Below are 18,008 nucleotides of genomic sequence, written 5' to 3'. Positions count from 1 at the left end.
CAGCATGTCGTGCATGTCCGTACTGACGCGCGACGAAGCGCAAAGCCGTGCCAAGCTCCTCGACGTCCACCGCTACACCATCGAGCTCGACCTGACGACCGGCGACGAGACCTTCGAGTCCGTCACCGTCATCCGGTTCGCCGCGCGCGCCCACGGGAACACCTTCGTCGAGGTCAGGCCCGCCGAGCTGCACTCCGTCACCCTCGACGGCGAGCCCCTCGACCCCGAGACGCTCGACGGCAACCGGCTGCCCCTGAACAACCTCACGGCCGGCGACCACGAACTGCGCGTCCGGGCCGGCATGCACTACTCCCGCACCGGTGAGGGCATGCACCGCTTCACCGACCCCACCGACGGCGAGACATACCTCTACACCCAGCTGTTCATGAACGACGTCCAAAGCGTCTTCGCCGCCTTCGACCAGCCCGACCTCAAGGCGGTCTTCGACCTCACCGTCACGGCGCCCCAGGGCTGGACCGTCCTCGCCAACGGCATCGCCGAACACCTCGGCGAAGGCCGCTGGCAGGCCGCCCCCACCCCCCTCATCCCCACCTACCTCGTCGCCGTCGCCGCCGGCCCCTGGCACTCCGTGCGCACCGAACACCGCGGACTGCCCTTCGGCCTGCACTGCCGCCGCTCCCTCGCCCCCCACCTCGACGCCGACGCCGAAGAACTCCTCGACATCACCCGCGCCTGCTACGACCGCTACCACGAGAAGTTCGAGGAGCCCTACCCCTTCGACTCCTACGACCAGGCCTTCGTCCCCGAGTTCAACGCCGGCGCCATGGAGAACCCCGGCCTCGTCACCTTCCGCGACGAGTTCGTCTACCGCTCCGCCGTCACCGACACCGAACGCCAGACCCGCGCCATGGTCATCGCCCACGAGATGGCCCACATGTGGTTCGGCGACCTCGTCACCCTCCAGTGGTGGGACGACATCTGGCTCAACGAGTCCTTCGCCGAGTACATGGGCTACCAGACCCTCACCGAAGCCACCCGCTTCACCGACACCTGGACCGACTTCGGCGTCGTCCGCAAAGCCTCCGGCTACGACGCCGACCAGCGCCCCTCCACCCACCCCGTCGCCCCGGAGAACGTCGACGACACCGCCTCCGCCCTGCTCAACTTCGACGGCATCTCCTACGCCAAGGGCGCCTCCGCACTCCGCCAACTCGTCACCTGGCTCGGCGAAAAGGACTTCCTCGCCGGCATCAACACCCACTTCGCCCGCCACCGGTTCGCCAACGCCACCCTCGCCGACTTCGTCGACTCCCTCGCCGCCCACACCGACCGCGACGTCCACGCCTGGGCCGACGCCTGGCTGCGCACCACCGGCGTCGACACCCTCACCCCCACTATCAGCGGCACCAACGGCGACCGCACCCTGACCGTCGAACACCACGGCAGCCGCCCCCACCGCGTCGCCGTCGGCCTCTACGACCTCGACCTCGCCGACGAGGGCCGCCACCTCACCCTGCGCCAACGCCTCGAGATCGACATCCCGCAGAGCGCACCCCAGCCCATCGGCAAACGCCCCGCCCTGCTCATGCTCAACGACGGCGACCTCACCTACGCCAAGGTCCGCTTCGACCCCGAGTCCTTCGAAACCGTCCGCAACAGCCTCTCCGGCCTGCCCGCCCCCCTCACCCGGGCCGTCGTCTGGAACGCCCTGCGCGACGCCGTCCGCGACGGCGAACTCGCCCCCACCGCCTACCTCGACGCCGCCCGCGCCCACCTCCCGCAGGAAACCGACCTCGCCCTCGTCCAAGGCGTCCTCGCCTTCGCGGGCCAGGCCGCCGACCGCTACGTCACCCCCGAGCAGCGCCCCGCCGCCCTCGCCACCCTCACCGCCGTCTGCCGCGACCTCATCCGCCGCACCGAGGACGGCGACCACCCCGGCCTGCGCCTCGTCGCCGTACGCCGCTTCATCGACGTCGCCGCCCACCCCGACACCATCGCCGCCTGGCTCGCCGACGGCACCGTCCCCGGCGGACCCGAACTCGACCCCGAGCTGCGCTGGCGCGTCCTCGCCCGCCTCGCCGTCCTCGGCGCCACCGACGCGGACGCCATCGCCGCCGAACTCGACCGCGACCCCTCCGCCACCGGCCGGGAAGGCGCCGCCCGCTGCCGCGCCGCCCTCCCCGACGAAGACGCCAAGCGCACCGCCTGGGCCGCCATGTTCGACGACGACAGCCTCTCCAACTACCTCTTCACCGCCACCGCCAAGGGCTTCTGGCAGCCCGAACAGGCCGACCTCGTCAGCCCGTACGTCCCCCGCTTCTTCCAGGACGCCGTCGCCCTCGCCGGCCGCCGCGGCCCCGCCATCGCCGAGGCCGCGGGACGCTGGGCCTTCCCCGCCCACGCCGTCGACGCCGACACCCTGCGCCTGGGCGAGGAATGCCTCGCGACCGCGGAACTCACCCCCGCCCTGCGCCGCAAACTCGTCGACCAACTCGACGACCTCACCAGGGCCCTGCGCGTCCGCGAGTCCACCCACACCTGACCCCGGAGCTGGCCCGTCCCCTCGTGACGGGCCCACCTCGTCGCACCCGCGGCCCCGGCCTCGCCCTCCCGCGGCGGGGCCGCTCCCGGCTTCGGACGGGGGAGGACCCCTGGCATTCGCAGCCGCGGGTCCCCAGTGCCCCTACAGCGGGTCCAGGGCACGACTCCGCCCAGAGGACGCCCCTTTCGCGCGCTCCCGTCCGCCGCTCGCCCACCCCGGAGTCCTCGCACTCCCCGAGCAGCGCGAGCAGCGCGAGCAGCGCCGCCTCGTGGCCGGGACCCGGCCCGCGCCGCACCACCGGCCCGCCCGCCACCACCGGCCCCGGCTCCACCCTCAGCCCCGGCTCCACCCTCAGCCCCGGTTCGAGCACCAGCCCCGGCTCCTCCACGGTCCACGCCGCGCCCAACCGTCGACGTCCGGCAAGGGCACACCCCCACCCGCGTTCCACGCACGGGAGTACCCCCTGCCCAACCGTCGACGTCCGGCAAGGGCACACCCCCACCCGCGTTCCGCGCACGGGAGTACCCCCTTTCGAGTACCGATCGCCGGGCTTCCGGGCGCGCCCGGGCAACCGCGTACAAGCTGGAACTCCCGCTGCCCCCGCCCCGCCCGGAGGAGCCCCATGAGCACGCCACCCCTCGCCTCAGGCCCCCAAGGACCCGACGCCCTCCGGCCGTTGCTCGCCACCGTCCTCGACGCGCTGGACGCAGGCGCCCGCGCACGCGGCGGACCGCTGCCCGCGGGCGGACCCGACACGGTGACCGCCCGCCTCGCACACGCCGTCGGCGACCCACTGCCGGCCGACGGCGACCCCGACGCCCTCCCCGCCCTCGTACGCGCACTCGCCGAAGGCTCCGCCGACCCCGCCCACCCCCACTGCGCCGCCCACCTGCACTGCCCGCCCCTCGCCGTCGCCACAGCCGCCGACCTCGCCGCCTCCGCCCTCAACCCCTCCCTCGACTCCTGGGACCAGGCGCCCGCCGCCTCCGCCCTCGAAGCGCTCGTCACCCGCGCCCTCGCCGCACACGCCGGACTCGCCGACGCCCTCGTCACCACCGGCGGAACCGAAGCCAACCAACTCGCCCTCCTCCTCGCCCGCGAAACCCACGGCCCCACTCTCCGCCTCGTCTGCGGAGCCAACGCCCACCACTCCCTGCCCCGCGCCGCCTGGCTCCTCGGCCTCCCCACACCCCTGATCCTCCCCACCCCCACCGGCACCCTCGACCCCACCGCCCTCCACAAGGCCCTCACCACCCGGCCCGGCCCCCACCTCGTCGCCGCCACCGCAGGCACCACCGACGCCGGCCTCATCGACCCCCTCCCCGCCATCAGCGACCTGTGCCGCACCCACGGCGCCCGCCTCCACATCGACGCCGCCTACGGAGGCGGCCTCCTCTTCAGCGACCGCCACCGCCCCAAACTCACCGGCCTCGACACCGCCCACACCGTCACCCTCGACCTGCACAAACTCGGCTGGCAACCCGCCGCCGCCGGACTCCTCGCCGTCCGCGACCCCCACGACCTCACCGCCCTCCACCACCACGCCGACTACCTCAACGCCGGCGACGACACCGAAGCCGGCCTCCCCGACCTCCTCGGCCGCTCCCTGCGCACCACCCGACGCCCCGACGCCCTCAAGATCGCCGTCACCCTCAAGACCCTCGGCCGCACCGGCCTCGGCGCCCTCGTCGACCACGTCTGCGACCAGGCCCAGCAGTTCGCCGACCTCGTCACCGCACACCCCCGCCTCCAACTCCACGCCCCACCCACCATCAGCACCGTCCTCTTCCGCCCCACCGACGCCACCGACACCGCCGTCGCCGAAACCCGCCGCCGCCTCCTCACCGACGGCCACGCCGTCCTCGGCCGCGCCCGCGCCGACGGCCGCCTCTGGCTCAAGACCACCCTCCTCAACCCCCACACCCGCCCCGACGACCTCACCGCCCTCCTGCACCTGGTGGAAGGAAACACCCCCACATGACCACGCCCCCACCCCACGACACCCCCCGCGACCTCGTCGGCATCGGCATCGGCCCCAGCAACCTCTCCCTCGCCGCCCTCGCCCACCCCCTCGCCGAACTCGACGCCGTCTTCTACGAACAACGCCCCCGCTTCGACTGGCACCCCGGCCTCCTCATCGACGGCGCCCGCGTCCAGGTCCCCTTCCTCGCCGACCTCGTCACCCTCGCCGACCCCACCAGCCCCTGGACCTTCCTCAACTACCTCAAAACCCACCACCGCCTCTACCCCTTCTACTTCGCCGAGCGCTTCCACACCCACCGCGCCGAATACGACACCTACTGCCGCTGGGTCGCCGACAACCTCCCCGGACTCCACTTCCGCCACCAGGTCGACGCCGTCCGCTGGAACCCCGAACGCGACATCTTCGAAGTCGACTTCACCCACCTCGACCCCGACGGCGAAGCCGAAGCCCTCGGCCGCACCCACACCCGCAACGTCGTCCTCGGCATCGGCACCCAACCCCACATCCCCGACCCCCTCCGCCCCCTCGCCGAAGCCCCCGGCGTCCCCGTCATCCACGCCACCGACTACCTCACCCACCGCGACACCCTCCTCACCGCCGGCCACATCACCGTCGTCGGCTCAGGACAGTCCGGCGCCGAGATCTTCCTCGACCTCCTCCGCCACCGCCCCACCGGCCACGAACAACTCCACTGGATCGGCCGCACCGACGCGTTCGCCCCCATGGAGTACTCCAAACTCGGCCTCGAACACTTCACCCCCGACTACACCCGCTACTTCCACGCCCTCCCCGAAAACGTCCGCGACCGCCTCACCGCCGCCCAATGGCAACTCCACAAAGGCGTCGACGCCGACACCCTCGCCGCCATCCACGAAGAGCTCTACCGCCGCACCCTCCACGGCGACTGGCCCGACGCCGTCCTCACCCCCGGCGTCCGCGTCCGCACCGCAGGACGCATCGCCACCACCAGAATCGAACTCCACCTCGAACACATCCAGCAGAACACCCGCACCCGCCTCACCACGGACGCCGTCGTCCTCGCCACCGGCCACCGCGAACGCCCCCTCGACCGCATCCTCGCCGGCCTCGACCCCTACATCCGCCGCGACAACAGCGAACGCCCCCGCATCGACGAACACTTCCGCCTCGTCCTCGACCCCTCCATCACCGCCACCGGCTGCAACGTCTACGTCCAGAACGCCGAACGCCACACCCACGGCGTAGGCGCCCCCGACCTCGGCCTCGCCGCCTGGCGCAGCGCCACCATCCTCAACACCCTCACCACCAAGGAGACCTACCCCCTCCCCACCCGAACCGCCTTCACCACCTTCGGCCTCCAAACCACCGCAACCACCCGACCCACCACCCCCACCATCGGCACCCAACGCCGCGGCACCTACGTACCCCTCAAAGACTGACCCCACCATGACCTGCCCACCCGACCGCGCCGCCCCACACCACCGGCCGGCCGCCAACGACGGAGGCGGGAACCGTGGACACCCCACGACTCCCGCCCCACACCACAACCGCTCACCGCCCCCGGGGCCGCCCACCCGACCACGGCCCCCCGGCAGCGAACAGCCCTCGACCACAGCACCCCAGGCGCCGCACTAGAACACCGGCGTACCGTTCCGCGTCAGCTTCCAGTCCACCGACGCGAAGTCCTTCGGATCCAGCACACCCTTCGCCGTCACCCACTCCGAGATCCGCGTACGGATCTCCGTCGACTCCGACCACAGCTCCTGCGCCGACGCCACATGCGGGAACGCGCCACCACCATTGGCCCGGTAGTTGTTCACCGCCAGCACGAACTGCTGCGCATCGTCCAACGCCGCCCCGCCGAACGTCAGATTCTTGATCCGCGAACCCGCCGGCTGCGCGATGTCGATCTCGTACGCCAGACCCGACACATAGTCGTAGTTGTAGTCCGGACGCCCCGCCGCGTTCGTCAGCTTCTCCGTGTCGACGACCGCGCCCGCCGCCGTCTGCACGAAGTACTGCGCCGAGTACTCCAGGTACGCCCGCACCTGCGCACCCGTCAGCAACTTCGCCACCAGCGTGTTGTCGTACACATACAGGCTCGACAGATCCCGGATCGTCACCTCGCCCGCCGGGATCTCCGACGTACGCGAGAACGGCGACGCCTGCGCGATCACCGGCAGCGACGCATACGACGTACCCGCCAGCGCCGCCTTGACGACGTCCTCCTGCACCTTCGTGATCAGGTCGATGATCGGAGCGTCCTTGTACCGCGCCTCCGCCGTCGTCAACGTCTCCGTCGCCGTACCGACCACCTGGTTGACGTACGCCACGACCTTCGCGTGCTCGTCGCCCAGCAGCTTCGTGATCTTCGGGTCGTCCGCGACCGTGTTGGAATTCAGCACCTTCGAGGAAACGGACTCGACGACCCACTTCCCCTTCTGGAACACCAGCTCGACGTCGAACACCGACAACCGCTCCGCGTAGGCCAGCGGCTCCGAAAGCACCACCGTCCTGCCCGTCTTCGCGTTCGTCACCCGCAGCTCGGGAATCTCCACATGCGCGTGCCCGACCAGAATCGCGTCGATGTCCGGCACCTGCTGCGCCACCAGAGCCGCCGAATTCTCCACATACGGCAACTGATCACCGTACGACGACGTCCCCGACGAACCCGAGTGCGCCGACACCACGACGACATCCGCACCCATCGACTTCAGCTTCGGCACCCACTTCGCCGCCTGCTCCTCCAGACCCGGGAACGCCAGCCTGCCCTGCACATACGCCTTGTCCCAGATCGCGATACCGGGATTCGTCAGACCCAGAACCGCCACCTTGACCGGCGGCGCACCCTTCACACAGAACGTCTTCATCACATAAGGAGGGAAGGCCGGCTGCAGCGTCTTCGCGTCCACCGCGTTCGCACCCAGCAGCGGGAAACGCAACTGCGACTCGAACTTCCGCAGCGTCTCGATCCCGTAGTTGAACTCGTGGTTGCCCAGCGCCGCCGCGTCATAGCCGATCGCGTTCATCGCCTGCGCCATCGGATGCACCGGACCACCCTTGGCGGTGATCGGGTCCACCTTCGCGTAGTAGTACGTCAGCGGCGTGCCCTGGATCGTGTCACCCGCGTCCAGCAGCAGCGTGTTCTCGCGCCCCTTCTCCTTGCGGATCTGGTTCACCAGCGTCGAGATACGCGCCAGCCCCTGCGCATTCCCGGCCGCGTCCTTGTACTCCGCGTCCTTGAAGTAGTCCCAGTTGAAGACATGACCATGCAGGTCCGTCGTCCCCAGCACCGTCAGCGCATACCGCTTCGGCTGTCCGCCCGACTGCGCCGGCATCCCGGCCTCCACGGCCTGCGCCGACGGAGCCGCAGCCGCGCCCGCGATCGCCACCCCCGCCCCGGTCACAGCGGACTTCTTCAGGAACTTCCGGCGGTTCAACGGCATGTCTCGTACTCCTCGGGGGAAGGTCAACGACGCGCGTAGATTCTGACCCGGCCACGACCGACGGCAACAGATCCAGGAGGTTTCGATCTGATGACCACCACGGTCAACTCCAGCCAGGGCACCGGGAAAACCATGACAAGGTAGGACGCATGACCTCCCCGCAGAATCCCCCGTACGGCACCCCCGACGCCCCCCTCCTCACCGTCCGCGGCGAAGCCGAACTAGAAGTCGACCCCGAGATCGCCCGCCTCGGCATCACCGTCACCGCCCGCGGCCGTGACCGCCGCACCACCCTCGACGACCTCACCCACCGCAACAACACCGTCCTGGACCTCGTCAAGTCCTACGGACCAGCCGTGCAGAACATCTCCACCGGCACCGTGTCCATCACCCCCGAACTGGAACAACACGGCCGAGGCGAACGCATCCGCACCCACCACGGCACCCTCCACCTCGCCGCCGAACTCACCGACTTCACCGCCCTCGGCGAACTCGCCACCCGCCTCGCCGACCTCGACCTCACCAGCGTCGACGGCCCCTGGTGGGCCCTGCGCACCGACTCACCCGCACACCGCCGAGCCCGGCAACAGGCCGTACACGACGCCGTCCGGCGAGCCCGCGAATACGCACAGGCCCTGGACACCACCGTGGCCGCCCTGATCGAACTGGCCGACACCGGCACAGCAGCCCCCGGCCCGCACCCACAAGCCGCCCGCAGCCCACGAATGACCCGATCGGCCGCCATGGCCAAAGGGGAAACGGCACCCGAACCCCTCGACCTCGAACCCCGACGCATGCACGTCCACGCAGAGGTCACCGCACAGTTCACGATGCATCCGCCCACCCTCTGAATTCACGCATTCGCAAAAATGCTCATCAGAGCGGCAGCCCGCACAATTTAATAGTTGTCAACAACCCTTCACCCAAGCGTTGTTGAGCAGCCATGTGCGACCAATTCACTACCCGCCGGTAAGACATAAGCTCGAAACATGCGCCGAGCAAAAATCGTCTGCACCCTGGGCCCCGCCACCGACACATACGACCAGCTCAAAGCCCTGGTCGACGCCGGAATGGACGTAGCCCGCTTCAACCTCAGCCACGGCACCCACGCCGAACACGAGGAGCGCTACCACCACGTACGCAAGGCCTCCGACGAGACCGGCCACAGCGTCGGCATCCTCGCCGACCTTCAAGGCCCGAAGATCCGCCTCGGCCACTTCACCGAAGGCCCCGTACTCCTCGAACGCGGAGACATCTTCACCATCACCGTCGAAGAAGGCACCGCAGGCGACGGCACACACTGCGGCACCACCCACGCCGGCCTCGCAAACGACGTGACACCCGGCGAACGCATCCTCGTCGACGACGGCAAAGTCAGCCTCGAGGTCACCCACGTCGACGGACCACGCGTCCACACCCGCGTGATCGAAGGCGGCATCATCTCCGACCACAAAGGCCTCAACCTGCCCGGCGTGGCCGTCTCCGTCCCCGCCCTCTCCAAAAAAGACGAAGAAGACCTGCGCTGGGCGCTGCGCACCGGCTTCGACGTCATCGCCCTCTCCTTCGTCCGCAACGGCCGCGACATCATCGACGTCCACCGCATCATGGACGAAGAAGGCCGCCGCCTCCCCGTCATCGCCAAGATCGAAAAACCGCAGGCAGTCGAGAACATCGACGAGATCGTCGCCGCCTTCGACGGAATCATGGTCGCCCGCGGAGACCTCGGCGTCGAAATGCCCCTCGAACAGGTCCCCATCGTCCAAAAACGTGCGATCAAACTCGCCAAGCGCAACGCCAAACCGGTCATCGTCGCCACCCAGATGCTCGACTCCATGATCGAACACTCCCGCCCCACACGAGCCGAGGCCAGCGACGTCGCCAACGCCGTCATCGACGGCACCGACGCCGTCATGCTCTCCGGCGAGACAAGCGTCGGCAAACACGCGGCCCAGACCGTCCGCACCATGGCGAAGATCGTCGAAGCAGCAGAAGAAGACATCCTCGCCAAAGGCCTGCCACCCCTGACCGAAAGCAACAAGCCCCGCACCCAGGGCGGCGCCGTCGCCCGGGCAGCCGCCGAAATCGGCGACTTCCTCGGCGCCAAATTCCTCGTCGCCTTCACCCAGAGCGGCGACACCGTCCGCCGCCTCTCCCGCTACCGCTCCCCGATCCCGCTCCTGGCCTTCACCCCGGAACCGGCGACCCGCTCCCAGCTGAACCTGACGTGGGGCGTCGAGACGTTCCTCGGGCCGCAGGCGGACTCCACGGACGCGATGGTCGACCAGGTGGACGAACTGCTGCTGACGTACGGCCGCTGCCAGAAGGGCGACGTCGTCGTGATCACGGCGGGCTCACCCCCCGGCGTCTCCGGCTCGACGAACCTGGTCCGGGTCCACCACATCGGCGAGGACGACAGCCCGAAGTAGGGAGCCGGCCGGGTCAGTGCTTGGGGCCTATGTGGGTCTCCATGAGGGCTACGGACGCTTTGCGGGCGACGGAGACGTTGAACGGGTCGCTGCCACGAGCGAGCGTCGTCCACTCGACGCCGACCTTGTCGAGGGTGTCGGTGAAGAGCCGCCGGATGTCGTCCGACTTGTTGGCGAAGAAGTAGCGGGGGTATTCGTAGCGCTTGAGCTCACCGGCGACGATGCGGGTCGTCCAGTTGGTGATGCGGCATCCGTCGGAGTGGATGAGGCCGCGGACGAACTCCCAGGGGTGCTCGTCGGCGATGGCTTGCTGCCAAGGCTCGAGGACGATGGGCCGCTCGTGCTTCTTGCCGGGGCCGTGCTGGGGGAAGAGGCAGTGCAGATGCTTCGAGTAGACCTTCACGTTGCGGCAGCCTGTCCTGCGGACCCGGCAGACTGAGTTGTCGGGGAAGACTGTGCGCATGGCCTGCTCGCACTCATCCATGAGCCCGGGCCATGATTCAGCGCAGGTGATCATGAGGTTGGGCACACGGTGCTCTGAGTAGTGACTGATGTGGCCGTCGCCGAGGTAGAGCGCCAAGAGATAGCTGTATGCCGAGTCGTCGAGCTCTCGTCCGTCACACCGGGGGCACTTTGGATCATGCGAGCCAGGACACTCGCCGCGTTTCGCGCGGTCCATGTGCTTCCAGTAGCCGACTGTTCCGAGTGGAATGTCGAGGCCCCGGGCCACGGCGGCGTTGCTCATGCCGTCGCGTAGAAGGCTCAGGGCCTTCTGTCGCACTTCAGTGCCATGGAAGTTCATGCGGATACTGTGTGTCACTGACAGTGACCTTGCGCAGCAAAAAGCGGAAGATCACGCGAACGTGATCCTCCGCTTATCGGTGCCGGGTGCGGGACTCGAACCCGCAAGCCCTCTCGGGCAGATGTGTTTGAGACATCCGTGTATGCCATTCCACCAACCCGGCAGGCTGGGCTGCTCGGAAGCATACCCGGTCACCGTACTTGCCCGCCTCTAGGTAGGCTGCATAGGCAGCAGCACCTGCCCGGCCCGTAACAAGGAGCCCCCGTGACCGCCCCCGAGTCGCCCCAGCCCGTAGACGCGCCCGACGACGACAAGTCGCACGTGCCTCCGCTGACGACCCGTGTCGTCATCGCCGAGGACGAGGCGCTGATCCGCCTCGACCTCAAGGAGATGCTGGAGGAGGAGGGCTACAGCGTCGTCGGCGAGGCCGGTGACGGTGAGCAGGCCGTCGAGCTCGCCCGTGAGCACAAGCCGGACCTGGTCATCCTGGACGTGAAGATGCCCAAGCTGGACGGCATCTCCGCGGCGGAGAAGATCGCCGAGGAGCGGATCGCGCCGGTGCTGATGCTCACGGCGTTCTCGCAGCGTGACCTGGTGGAGCGGGCGCGGGACGCGGGTGCGATGGCGTACCTGGTGAAGCCGTTCAGCAAGAGTGACGTGGTTCCGGCGATCGAGATGGCCGTGTCCCGTTTCACGGAGCTGAAGGAGCTGGAGAACGAGGTCGCGGATCTGACGCTGCGGCTGGAGACGCGCAAGCTGGTGGACCGGGCGAAGTCGATTCTTCAGACGGAGTACGGGTTGACGGAGCCGGCGGCGTTCCGGTGGATCCAGAAGACGTCGATGGACCGGCGGATGTCGATGCAGCAGGTGGCCGAGGCGGTCATTCAGGACGCCGATGAGAAGAAGGCGAACAAGGGGTAGTTCCCGCAGCGCCCGTTCGCACGACGAGGCCCGCGCCCGGAGAAGGGGCGCGGGCCTCGTCGTGTTCGAGGGTTGGGCTCTAGTCCTCGCCGAGGTACGCCTTGCGGACGGACTCGTCGTGGAGGAGGTCCTGTCCGGTGCCGGAGAGGACGATCTTGCCGATCTCCATGACGTGGCCGTGGTCGGCGAGCGAGAGGGCGGCCTGGGCGTTCTGCTCGATGAGCAGGATGGTCATGCCCTGGGACTTCAGCTCGGCGATGGTGGCCATGATCTTCTGCATCATGATGGGGGAGAGGCCCATGGAGGGCTCGTCCAGCATGAGCAGTTTGGGCTGGGACATGAGGGCGCGGCCCATGGCGAGCATCTGCTGTTCGCCGCCGGAGAGGGTGCCGGCGGCCTGCTTGCGGCGCTCTCCCAGGATGGGGAAGAGGTCGTAGGCGCGCTGGATGTCCTTCTCGATGCCGGCCTTGTCGTTGCGGAGGAAGGCGCCGAGGCGGAGGTTGTCCTCGATCGTCATGCGCGGGAAGATGTGCCGGCCCTCGGGGGAGTGGGCGAGTCCGAGCGAGACGATGTCGTGGGCGGGGATCTTCTTCAGCGATTTGCCGTTGAACTTGACCTGGCCGCCGACGGGCTTGAGGAGTCCGGAGAGGGTGCGCAGGGTGGTGGTCTTGCCGGCGCCGTTGGTGCCGATCAGGGTGACGACCTCGCCGGCCTCGACCTTGAACGAGATGCCTTTGACGGCCTCGATCTTGCCGTAGGCGACCCGGAGGTCCTCGACTTCGAGCAGTGCGGTCATCGGTCGTTCTCCTTGGCGGGCGCGGCGTCCGTCGTGGTGTCGGCGTTCGCCTCGGCGGCCTCGACTTCGGCTATTTCTTCGTCGCCGGGGGCGTTTTCGAAGGGTTCGCCGAGGTAGGCGGCGACGACGCGTTCGTCGCCCTGGACGGTGGCGCTGTCGCCTTCGACGAGTTTTTCGCCTTGGACGAGGACGGCGACTCGGTCGCAGAGGTTGAAGATGAAGCGCATGTCGTGCTCGATGACGAGGACGGCGATGCCCTTGTCGCGGATGGCGAAGACGAGTTCTTCGGTGGCGCGGGTTTCCTGGGGGTTCATGCCGGCGGTGGGCTCGTCGAGGAGGAGCAGGCCGGGGTCGCTGGCGAGTGCCCGGGCGATTTCGAGCTTGCGCTGTTCGCCGTAGGGGAGGTTGCGTGCGAGGTGGTCGGCCTTCTTTTCGAGGCCGATGAACTCCAGGAGTTCCATGGCGCGTTCGCGGGAGGCGGCTTCGGCCCTGTGGAAGGAGGGGAGGCGCAGGACGGCCGACCAGAAGCCTTCCTTGGTCCGCGTGTGGCGGCCGACGAGGACGTTTTCCAGGACGGTCATGTTGCCGAAGAGGCGGATGTTCTGGAAGGTGCGGGCGATGCCTGCGGCTGTGACCTTGAAGGACTTGGGCGGCAGGACCTTGTCCTTGTAGCGGACTTCGCCTTCGGTGGGGATGTAGAGGCCGGTGAGGCAGTTGAAGAAGGTGGTCTTGCCGGCGCCGTTGGGGCCGATGAGGCCGACGATTTCTCCGGCGTTGACGTGGAGGTCGACGTCGCGGACGGCGGTGAGGCCGCCGAAGCGCATGGTGACGCCGCGTGCGTCGAGGACCCTTTCGCCGGTGGGGGCGACCGTGGTGGTGGTGTCGGTGGTCATGGTGGTCAGGCCCCTGCCTTCGTCAGGACGGTGGGTGCTTCCGCGTCCTCGTGGAACTCGAGCTGGCGGCGCCGGTTGGGGATGAGTCCCTCGGGGCGGAAGCGCATCAGCAGGATGAGGGCGAGACCGAAGGCGAAGAGCTGGTAGTCGCCGAGGAACTGGAGCTTGTTGGGGATGAGGAAGAGCAGTGCCGCGCCGATGAGGGGGCCGCTGATGGTGCCCATGCCGCCGAGGACGACTGCGGCGAGCAGGAAGGCGGAGTTGGGCGGGATGGGGCCGGCGAAGAGGTACTGCTCGGGTGTCACGGTGTAGGTGACGTGTGCTTGGACGGTGCCGGCGAGGCCGGCGAGTGAGGCGCCGACGGCGAAGGCGATGAGCTTGACGCGGAAGCCGTTGATGCCCATGGCGAGGGCGGCGGTCTCGTCTTCGCGGATGGCGACCCAGGCGCGGCCGATGCGGGAGTCTCCGCTGCGTCGGAACACCAGGACGACGATCGCCGTGATGATGAGCATGAGGAAGAAGTAGTTGGCGAAGCGGCCGATGGTGAATCCGGCGATGGCGTGCTCGGTCCCGAAGTCGAATCCGAGGATGTTGAGGTTCGGGATGGAGGAGATGCCGTTGGAGCCGTTGGTGAGGTCGGGGCCGGAGGTGCCGTCGAGGTTGTTGGCGGTGATGCGGAAGATCTCGCCGAAGCCGAGGGTGACGATGGCGAGGTAGTCGCCGCGCAGTCGCAGGGTCGGGGCGCCGATGAGGACGCCGAAGACGAGGGATGCGGCGGCGCCTACGAGGACGGCGGCCCAGAACGGGAAGTGCACGTCGAAGGGTGAGCTGGGGGAGCCGGAGACGAGGGCCGCGGCGTAGGCGCCGACGCCGAGGAAGGCGACGTAGCCGAGGTCGAGGAGGCCGGCGAGGCCGACGACGATGTTGAGGCCGAGGGCGACGGTGCCGAAGATCAGGATGTAGACGCCGACGGTGGCGTACTGGTCGTCGGTCTGGGTGAAGGGGAACATCGCGGCTGCGACGAAGGCGCCGCAGATGGTGATGTTCTGGTGTCGGGCGGTGATCTGGCTGGCCTGGGCGACGAGGCCGGACTTGTTGAGTGCGGCGAAGCCGAAGGCGGCGGTGATCAGGAAGCCGATGAAGAGTTCGTCGTACTCGGTGCCGATGCCGTAGGTGAAGACGGTGAGGCCGAGGCCGAGGACGGCGACGATGATGAGGATCTCGGCGTAGGAGGGGAGCTTGCCGAGGGGGCGGGCGGTGCCGCCGGCGAATGCTGCCTTGGTGATGTCGCGGCCGGTGCGCAGGCGGTGGCGGAAGAGGTCCCAGCCGGTGTCGTCGGGGTCGTGGAGCTCGGGTTCGGGCCGCTCGAAGGGGAGGGCGAGGGCGCCGAGCAGGGCGGCCAGCGAGGCGAGGGCGGCGATGTAGCCGCCGGGCTCGAGGTTGACGACGCCGCCGAGGTCGACCGCGATGGCGATGACCGTGTACCAGACGGTGGCGAAGGCGGCGAGGGCGGCGAATTTGATGGCGCCGTCGGCGCCGGCCGGGGTGAGCCAGCGCAGGCCCTTGATGCCGTAGGAGGACAGGCCGAAGAGGGTGGTGAGGGCGCCGCCGATGAGGGCGAGGACCTGGAGGCCACCGGGGTAGCCGTAGACGGTGAGGTCGCCGGGGAAGCTGGCTGTCCAGGTCCAGGCGAGGAAGGTGGAGACGATGGTGAGGGCGCCGCCGCCGGTGGCGAGGGCGCGGCCGGCCTGGGCGGGGATGCCGATGAGGCCGGTGGTCGCCCCGGTGGTGGGGGTGCTGGGGGTTTCGGGTGCGGTGGTCTGTGTGGTCATCGGTGTCACGCCCTGTCCGCGACGCGCTCGCCGAGCAGGCCCTGTGGCCTGAACAGCAGTACGAGGATGAGAAGTACGAAGGCCCAGACGTCGGCCCAGGACTGGCTGCCGAACTTGTCCATGCCGGGGATGTCGGCGATGTAGGCCGTGGCCAGGGTCTCGGCGATGCCGAGGACGACGCCGCCGATCATGGCGCCGTAGATGTTGCCGATGCCGCCGAGGACGGCTGCGGTGAAGGCCTTGAGTCCGAGGATGAAGCCCATGCGGTAGTCGATCTGACCGTACTTCAGGCCGTAGGCGACGCCGCCGATGGCGGCGAAGACGGCGCCGAGGGCGAAGGCGATCACGATGATGCGGTCGGTGTTGACGCCCATGAGCTTGGCGGTGTCGGGGTCCTGTGCGGTGGCCTGCATGCCGCGTCCGGTGCGGGTCTTCATGACGAAGTAGGCGAGGACGGCCATGCTGATGGGGGCGGCGGCGAGGAGGAAGATGTCACCGGTCTGGATGGTGACGTCGCCGATGTGGAAGGGGCCGCCTTCGATCTGGGGGAAGGTGCGGGCCGACTTCGCTTCCGGGTACCAGGCCCAGACCGCCTGCTGGAGGGCCAGGGAGAGGCCGATGGCGGTGATGAGGGGGGCGAGGCGGGGTGCGCCGCGCAGGGGGCGGTAGGCGAACCGTTCCGCTCCGATGGCGACGAGGGCGGCGACCAGCATGGCGCCGATGAGCATGAGCGGCAGGGCTATCCACATGGTTGTGCCGTTGGGCACTACCCAGAGGTAGACGGAGAGAGCCCCGAATGCGCCCGTCATGAAGATCTCGCCGTGGGCGAAGTTGATGAGCTGGACGATGCCGTAGACCATTGTGTAGCCAATGGCGACCAGCCCGTACATGGATCCCAGTAGCAGGCCGTTGACCAGCTGCTGCGGCAGTTCGTTCACCGCATGTCCTCCGAGACGTTCGGATGTTTTCGACGGATGTGTCCGGATGTGAGTTCGCGCGGGGCGCCAGTGGAACAGCGCCCCGCGCGGCTCATGTGATGCGGGTGGGTCAGCCGGTGTAGGTGCCGGACTTCACCGGCTTCCAGGCGCCGTTCTCGACGGCGTACACGGTGAGCTGCTTGTTGGTGGCGTCACCGAACTCGTCGAAGGAGACCTTGCCGGTCACACCGTCGAAGGAGACGTTCTGCATGGCGGCGGTGACCTTGGCGCGGGCGTCGTCCGGAAGCTTGCCGTCGTTGTCCTCGACGGCCTTCTTCACGGCCTCGATGATCGCCCAGGCCGAGTCGTAGGAGTAGCCGCCGTAGGCCTCGTAGGCCTCCTTGTAGCCGCCGTTCTTGTAGTTGGCGACGAACTCCTTGGCGGAGGGGAGCTGCTCGACCGGGGCGCCGACCGAGGTGGCCAGGTCGCCGGTGGCGGTGGCGCCGGCCAGCTTGATGAAGTCTGCGCTGTAGATACCGTCGCCGCCGACCACGGGGATCTTGGCGCCGGCGGCCTTGATCTGCTTGCTGAGCGGGCCGGCCTGCGGGTATTCGCCGCCGTAGTAGACGACGTCGGCGCCGGAGTTCTTGACCTTGGTGGCGATGGCCGAGAAGTCCTTGCTGTCCGGGTTGATGTGCTCGGTGCCGGCCACCGTGCCGCCGAGCTTCTTGAACTCTTCGGTGAAGGTTCCGGCGAGGCCGGCGCCGTAGGTCTTCTTGTCGTCGATGACGAAGACCTTCTTCTTCTTGGCGTCCTTGACCAGGTACTGCGCGGCGAACGGGCCCTGGATGGCGTCCGTGGTCGCGGTGCGGAAGTACGACTTGTAGACGCGCTTCTTGGAGGTCGCCCAGTCGGTGCCCTGGGTGAGCGCCGGGTTGGTGTTGGCCGGGGAGACCTCGACGAGCTTGGCGTCGTCGAAGACCTTCTGCATCGACTCGGCGACGGAGGAGTTCAGCGGGCCGACCACGCCGAGGACGGACTTGTCGGCGACCAGCTTGGTGGCGTTCTGCTGGCCCGAGGACGGCTGGGCCTGGTCGTCGAGCGCCTCGATCTTGAAGGTGACGCCGTCGACGTACTTCTGCTTGTTGGCCGTCTTGGCGGCGAGGTCGACGGAGTTCTTGATGCCGAGGCCCAGCGCGGACAGGTCGCCGGTCAGCGGGGCGTCGACGCCGATGGTGACGGTGGTGCCGCCGCCGCTGTCGGAGCCCTTGTCGTCGCTGTCGCGCGAGCCGCAGGCGGTGAGGGTGAGTGCTCCCGCGGACAGCGCGGCGGTGATGGCGATAAGCGAACGTTGACGCACGTTCCAGTCCTTTCCCTGGGCGGCCCTCCCCCCTGGAAGAAGCCGAGTCGAGCGCTTGAGCTGGAGGGGTATTCCAGCCGCGCGGTGACTGGGCGTGACTCTAAGCGGGTGGAGGGAACGTGGAGGAGGGTCTGACGAAGGCTGTGACG

The 18,008-nt window shown here is 68.7% G+C and carries 13 protein-coding genes and 1 tRNA gene; 6 read left to right on the top strand and 8 right to left on the bottom strand.

Translation table 11 applies throughout. The annotated features are described in order from the left end of the window. The first annotated feature begins 4 nt into the window (after positions 1-4). The 3 genes from pepN (at position 5) to ACZ7DE_RS21040 (ending at position 5,905) form a co-directional block, all read left to right on the top strand. On the top strand, positions 5-2,503 hold the full coding sequence (gene pepN / locus ACZ7DE_RS21050) for an aminopeptidase N (protein WP_470763334.1): 2,499 nt from the start codon (positions 5-7) through the stop codon (positions 2,501-2,503). Positions 2,504-3,125: 622 nt separating this feature from the next. Next, on the top strand, positions 3,126-4,484 hold the full coding sequence (locus tag ACZ7DE_RS21045; RefSeq protein ID WP_470763332.1) for a pyridoxal phosphate-dependent decarboxylase family protein: 1,359 nt from the start codon (positions 3,126-3,128) through the stop codon (positions 4,482-4,484). Continuing rightward, on the top strand, positions 4,481-5,905 hold the full coding sequence (locus ACZ7DE_RS21040) for a lysine N(6)-hydroxylase/L-ornithine N(5)-oxygenase family protein (RefSeq protein ID WP_470763330.1): 1,425 nt from the start codon (positions 4,481-4,483) through the stop codon (positions 5,903-5,905). The genes ACZ7DE_RS21045 and ACZ7DE_RS21040 overlap by 4 nt, the downstream gene beginning before the upstream one ends. 192 nt (positions 5,906-6,097) lie before the next feature. Here ACZ7DE_RS21040 and ACZ7DE_RS21035 read toward each other — a convergent pair whose 3' ends face one another. After that, positions 6,098-7,912, bottom strand: coding sequence for a bifunctional metallophosphatase/5'-nucleotidase (locus ACZ7DE_RS21035; protein ID WP_470763329.1), 1,815 nt, complete (start codon positions 7,910-7,912; stop codon positions 6,098-6,100). A 149-nt stretch (positions 7,913-8,061) separates the two neighbouring features. Between ACZ7DE_RS21035 and ACZ7DE_RS21030 the strand changes: the two genes are divergently transcribed. Both ACZ7DE_RS21030 and pyk read left to right on the top strand, forming a co-directional pair. Then, the gene (locus tag ACZ7DE_RS21030; RefSeq protein ID WP_470763327.1) at positions 8,062-8,763 is read left to right on the top strand and encodes an SIMPL domain-containing protein; all 702 of its coding nucleotides are present in this window, start codon (positions 8,062-8,064) and stop codon (positions 8,761-8,763) included. Between the two features lie 138 nt (positions 8,764-8,901). Continuing rightward, on the top strand, positions 8,902-10,338 hold the full coding sequence (pyk, locus tag ACZ7DE_RS21025) for a pyruvate kinase (RefSeq protein ID WP_470763325.1): 1,437 nt from the start codon (positions 8,902-8,904) through the stop codon (positions 10,336-10,338). A gap of 13 nt (positions 10,339-10,351) precedes the next feature. Here pyk and ACZ7DE_RS21020 read toward each other — a convergent pair whose 3' ends face one another. Both ACZ7DE_RS21020 and ACZ7DE_RS21015 read right to left on the bottom strand, forming a co-directional pair. Next, entirely contained in the window at positions 10,352-11,140 is a 789-nt protein-coding gene (locus ACZ7DE_RS21020; RefSeq protein ID WP_470763323.1) for a helix-turn-helix domain-containing protein, read from the bottom strand. 80 nt (positions 11,141-11,220) lie between these two features. Further along, positions 11,221-11,303 (bottom strand) — tRNA-Leu (locus ACZ7DE_RS21015). Between the two features lie 101 nt (positions 11,304-11,404). Here ACZ7DE_RS21015 and ACZ7DE_RS21010 point away from each other — a divergent pair. Continuing rightward, positions 11,405-12,061, top strand: a complete 657-nt coding sequence (locus ACZ7DE_RS21010; RefSeq protein ID WP_470763321.1) for an ANTAR domain-containing response regulator — start codon at positions 11,405-11,407, stop codon at positions 12,059-12,061. A gap of 79 nt (positions 12,062-12,140) precedes the next feature. On the opposite strand, the gene ACZ7DE_RS21005 is transcribed toward ACZ7DE_RS21010, so the two are convergent. From ACZ7DE_RS21005 to ACZ7DE_RS20985, 5 genes are all read right to left on the bottom strand, one after another. Next, positions 12,141-12,857: an ABC transporter ATP-binding protein gene (locus ACZ7DE_RS21005; RefSeq protein ID WP_470763319.1), complete on the bottom strand. Its 717-nt coding sequence runs from the start codon at positions 12,855-12,857 to the stop codon at positions 12,141-12,143. Then, positions 12,854-13,750 (bottom strand): ABC transporter ATP-binding protein, encoded by an 897-nt coding sequence (locus tag ACZ7DE_RS21000; protein WP_470763316.1) that lies wholly within the window; start codon positions 13,748-13,750, stop codon positions 12,854-12,856. Before ACZ7DE_RS21000 ends, ACZ7DE_RS21005 begins: the two co-directional genes overlap by 4 nt. 5 nt (positions 13,751-13,755) lie before the next feature. Then, positions 13,756-15,582 carry a branched-chain amino acid ABC transporter permease gene (locus ACZ7DE_RS20995; RefSeq protein WP_470763314.1) on the bottom strand — a complete coding sequence of 609 codons (1,827 nt, stop codon included), beginning with the start codon at positions 15,580-15,582 and terminating at the stop codon, positions 13,756-13,758. Between the two features lie 5 nt (positions 15,583-15,587). Further along, a complete protein-coding gene (locus tag ACZ7DE_RS20990) occupies positions 15,588-16,520 on the bottom strand; it encodes a branched-chain amino acid ABC transporter permease (RefSeq protein WP_470763312.1) in 933 nt (310 codons plus the stop codon). Between the two features lie 109 nt (positions 16,521-16,629). Next, positions 16,630-17,859 carry a branched-chain amino acid ABC transporter substrate-binding protein gene (locus tag ACZ7DE_RS20985; protein WP_470763310.1) on the bottom strand — a complete coding sequence of 410 codons (1,230 nt, stop codon included), beginning with the start codon at positions 17,857-17,859 and terminating at the stop codon, positions 16,630-16,632. Positions 17,860-18,008: the final 149 nt, after the last annotated feature.

The organism is Streptomyces sp. NPDC037083, assembly GCF_055606485.1.
The sequence above is the reverse complement of the archived record's forward strand: the minus strand, read 5'-3'. Positions and strand labels throughout refer to the sequence as shown.

Bases quoted from the DNA above. Each gene is read 5' to 3' on its own strand.
- pepN (WP_470763334.1), top strand. From the start codon at position 5: ATGTCGTGCATGTCCGTACTGACGCGCGACGAAGCGCAAAGCCGTGCC.
- ACZ7DE_RS21045 (WP_470763332.1), top strand. From the start codon at position 3,126: ATGAGCACGCCACCCCTCGCCTCAGGCCCCCAAGGACCCGACGCCCTC.
- ACZ7DE_RS21040 (WP_470763330.1), top strand. From the start codon at position 4,481: ATGACCACGCCCCCACCCCACGACACCCCCCGCGACCTCGTCGGCATC.
- ACZ7DE_RS21035 (WP_470763329.1), bottom strand. From the start codon at position 7,912: ATGCCGTTGAACCGCCGGAAGTTCCTGAAGAAGTCCGCTGTGACCGGG.
- ACZ7DE_RS21030 (WP_470763327.1), top strand. From the start codon at position 8,062: ATGACCTCCCCGCAGAATCCCCCGTACGGCACCCCCGACGCCCCCCTC.
- pyk (WP_470763325.1), top strand. From the start codon at position 8,902: ATGCGCCGAGCAAAAATCGTCTGCACCCTGGGCCCCGCCACCGACACA.
- ACZ7DE_RS21020 (WP_470763323.1), bottom strand. From the start codon at position 11,140: ATGAACTTCCATGGCACTGAAGTGCGACAGAAGGCCCTGAGCCTTCTA.
- ACZ7DE_RS21005 (WP_470763319.1), bottom strand. From the start codon at position 12,857: ATGACCGCACTGCTCGAAGTCGAGGACCTCCGGGTCGCCTACGGCAAG.
- ACZ7DE_RS21000 (WP_470763316.1), bottom strand. From the start codon at position 13,750: ATGACCACCGACACCACCACCACGGTCGCCCCCACCGGCGAAAGGGTC.
- ACZ7DE_RS20995 (WP_470763314.1), bottom strand. From the start codon at position 15,582: ATGACCACACAGACCACCGCACCCGAAACCCCCAGCACCCCCACCACC.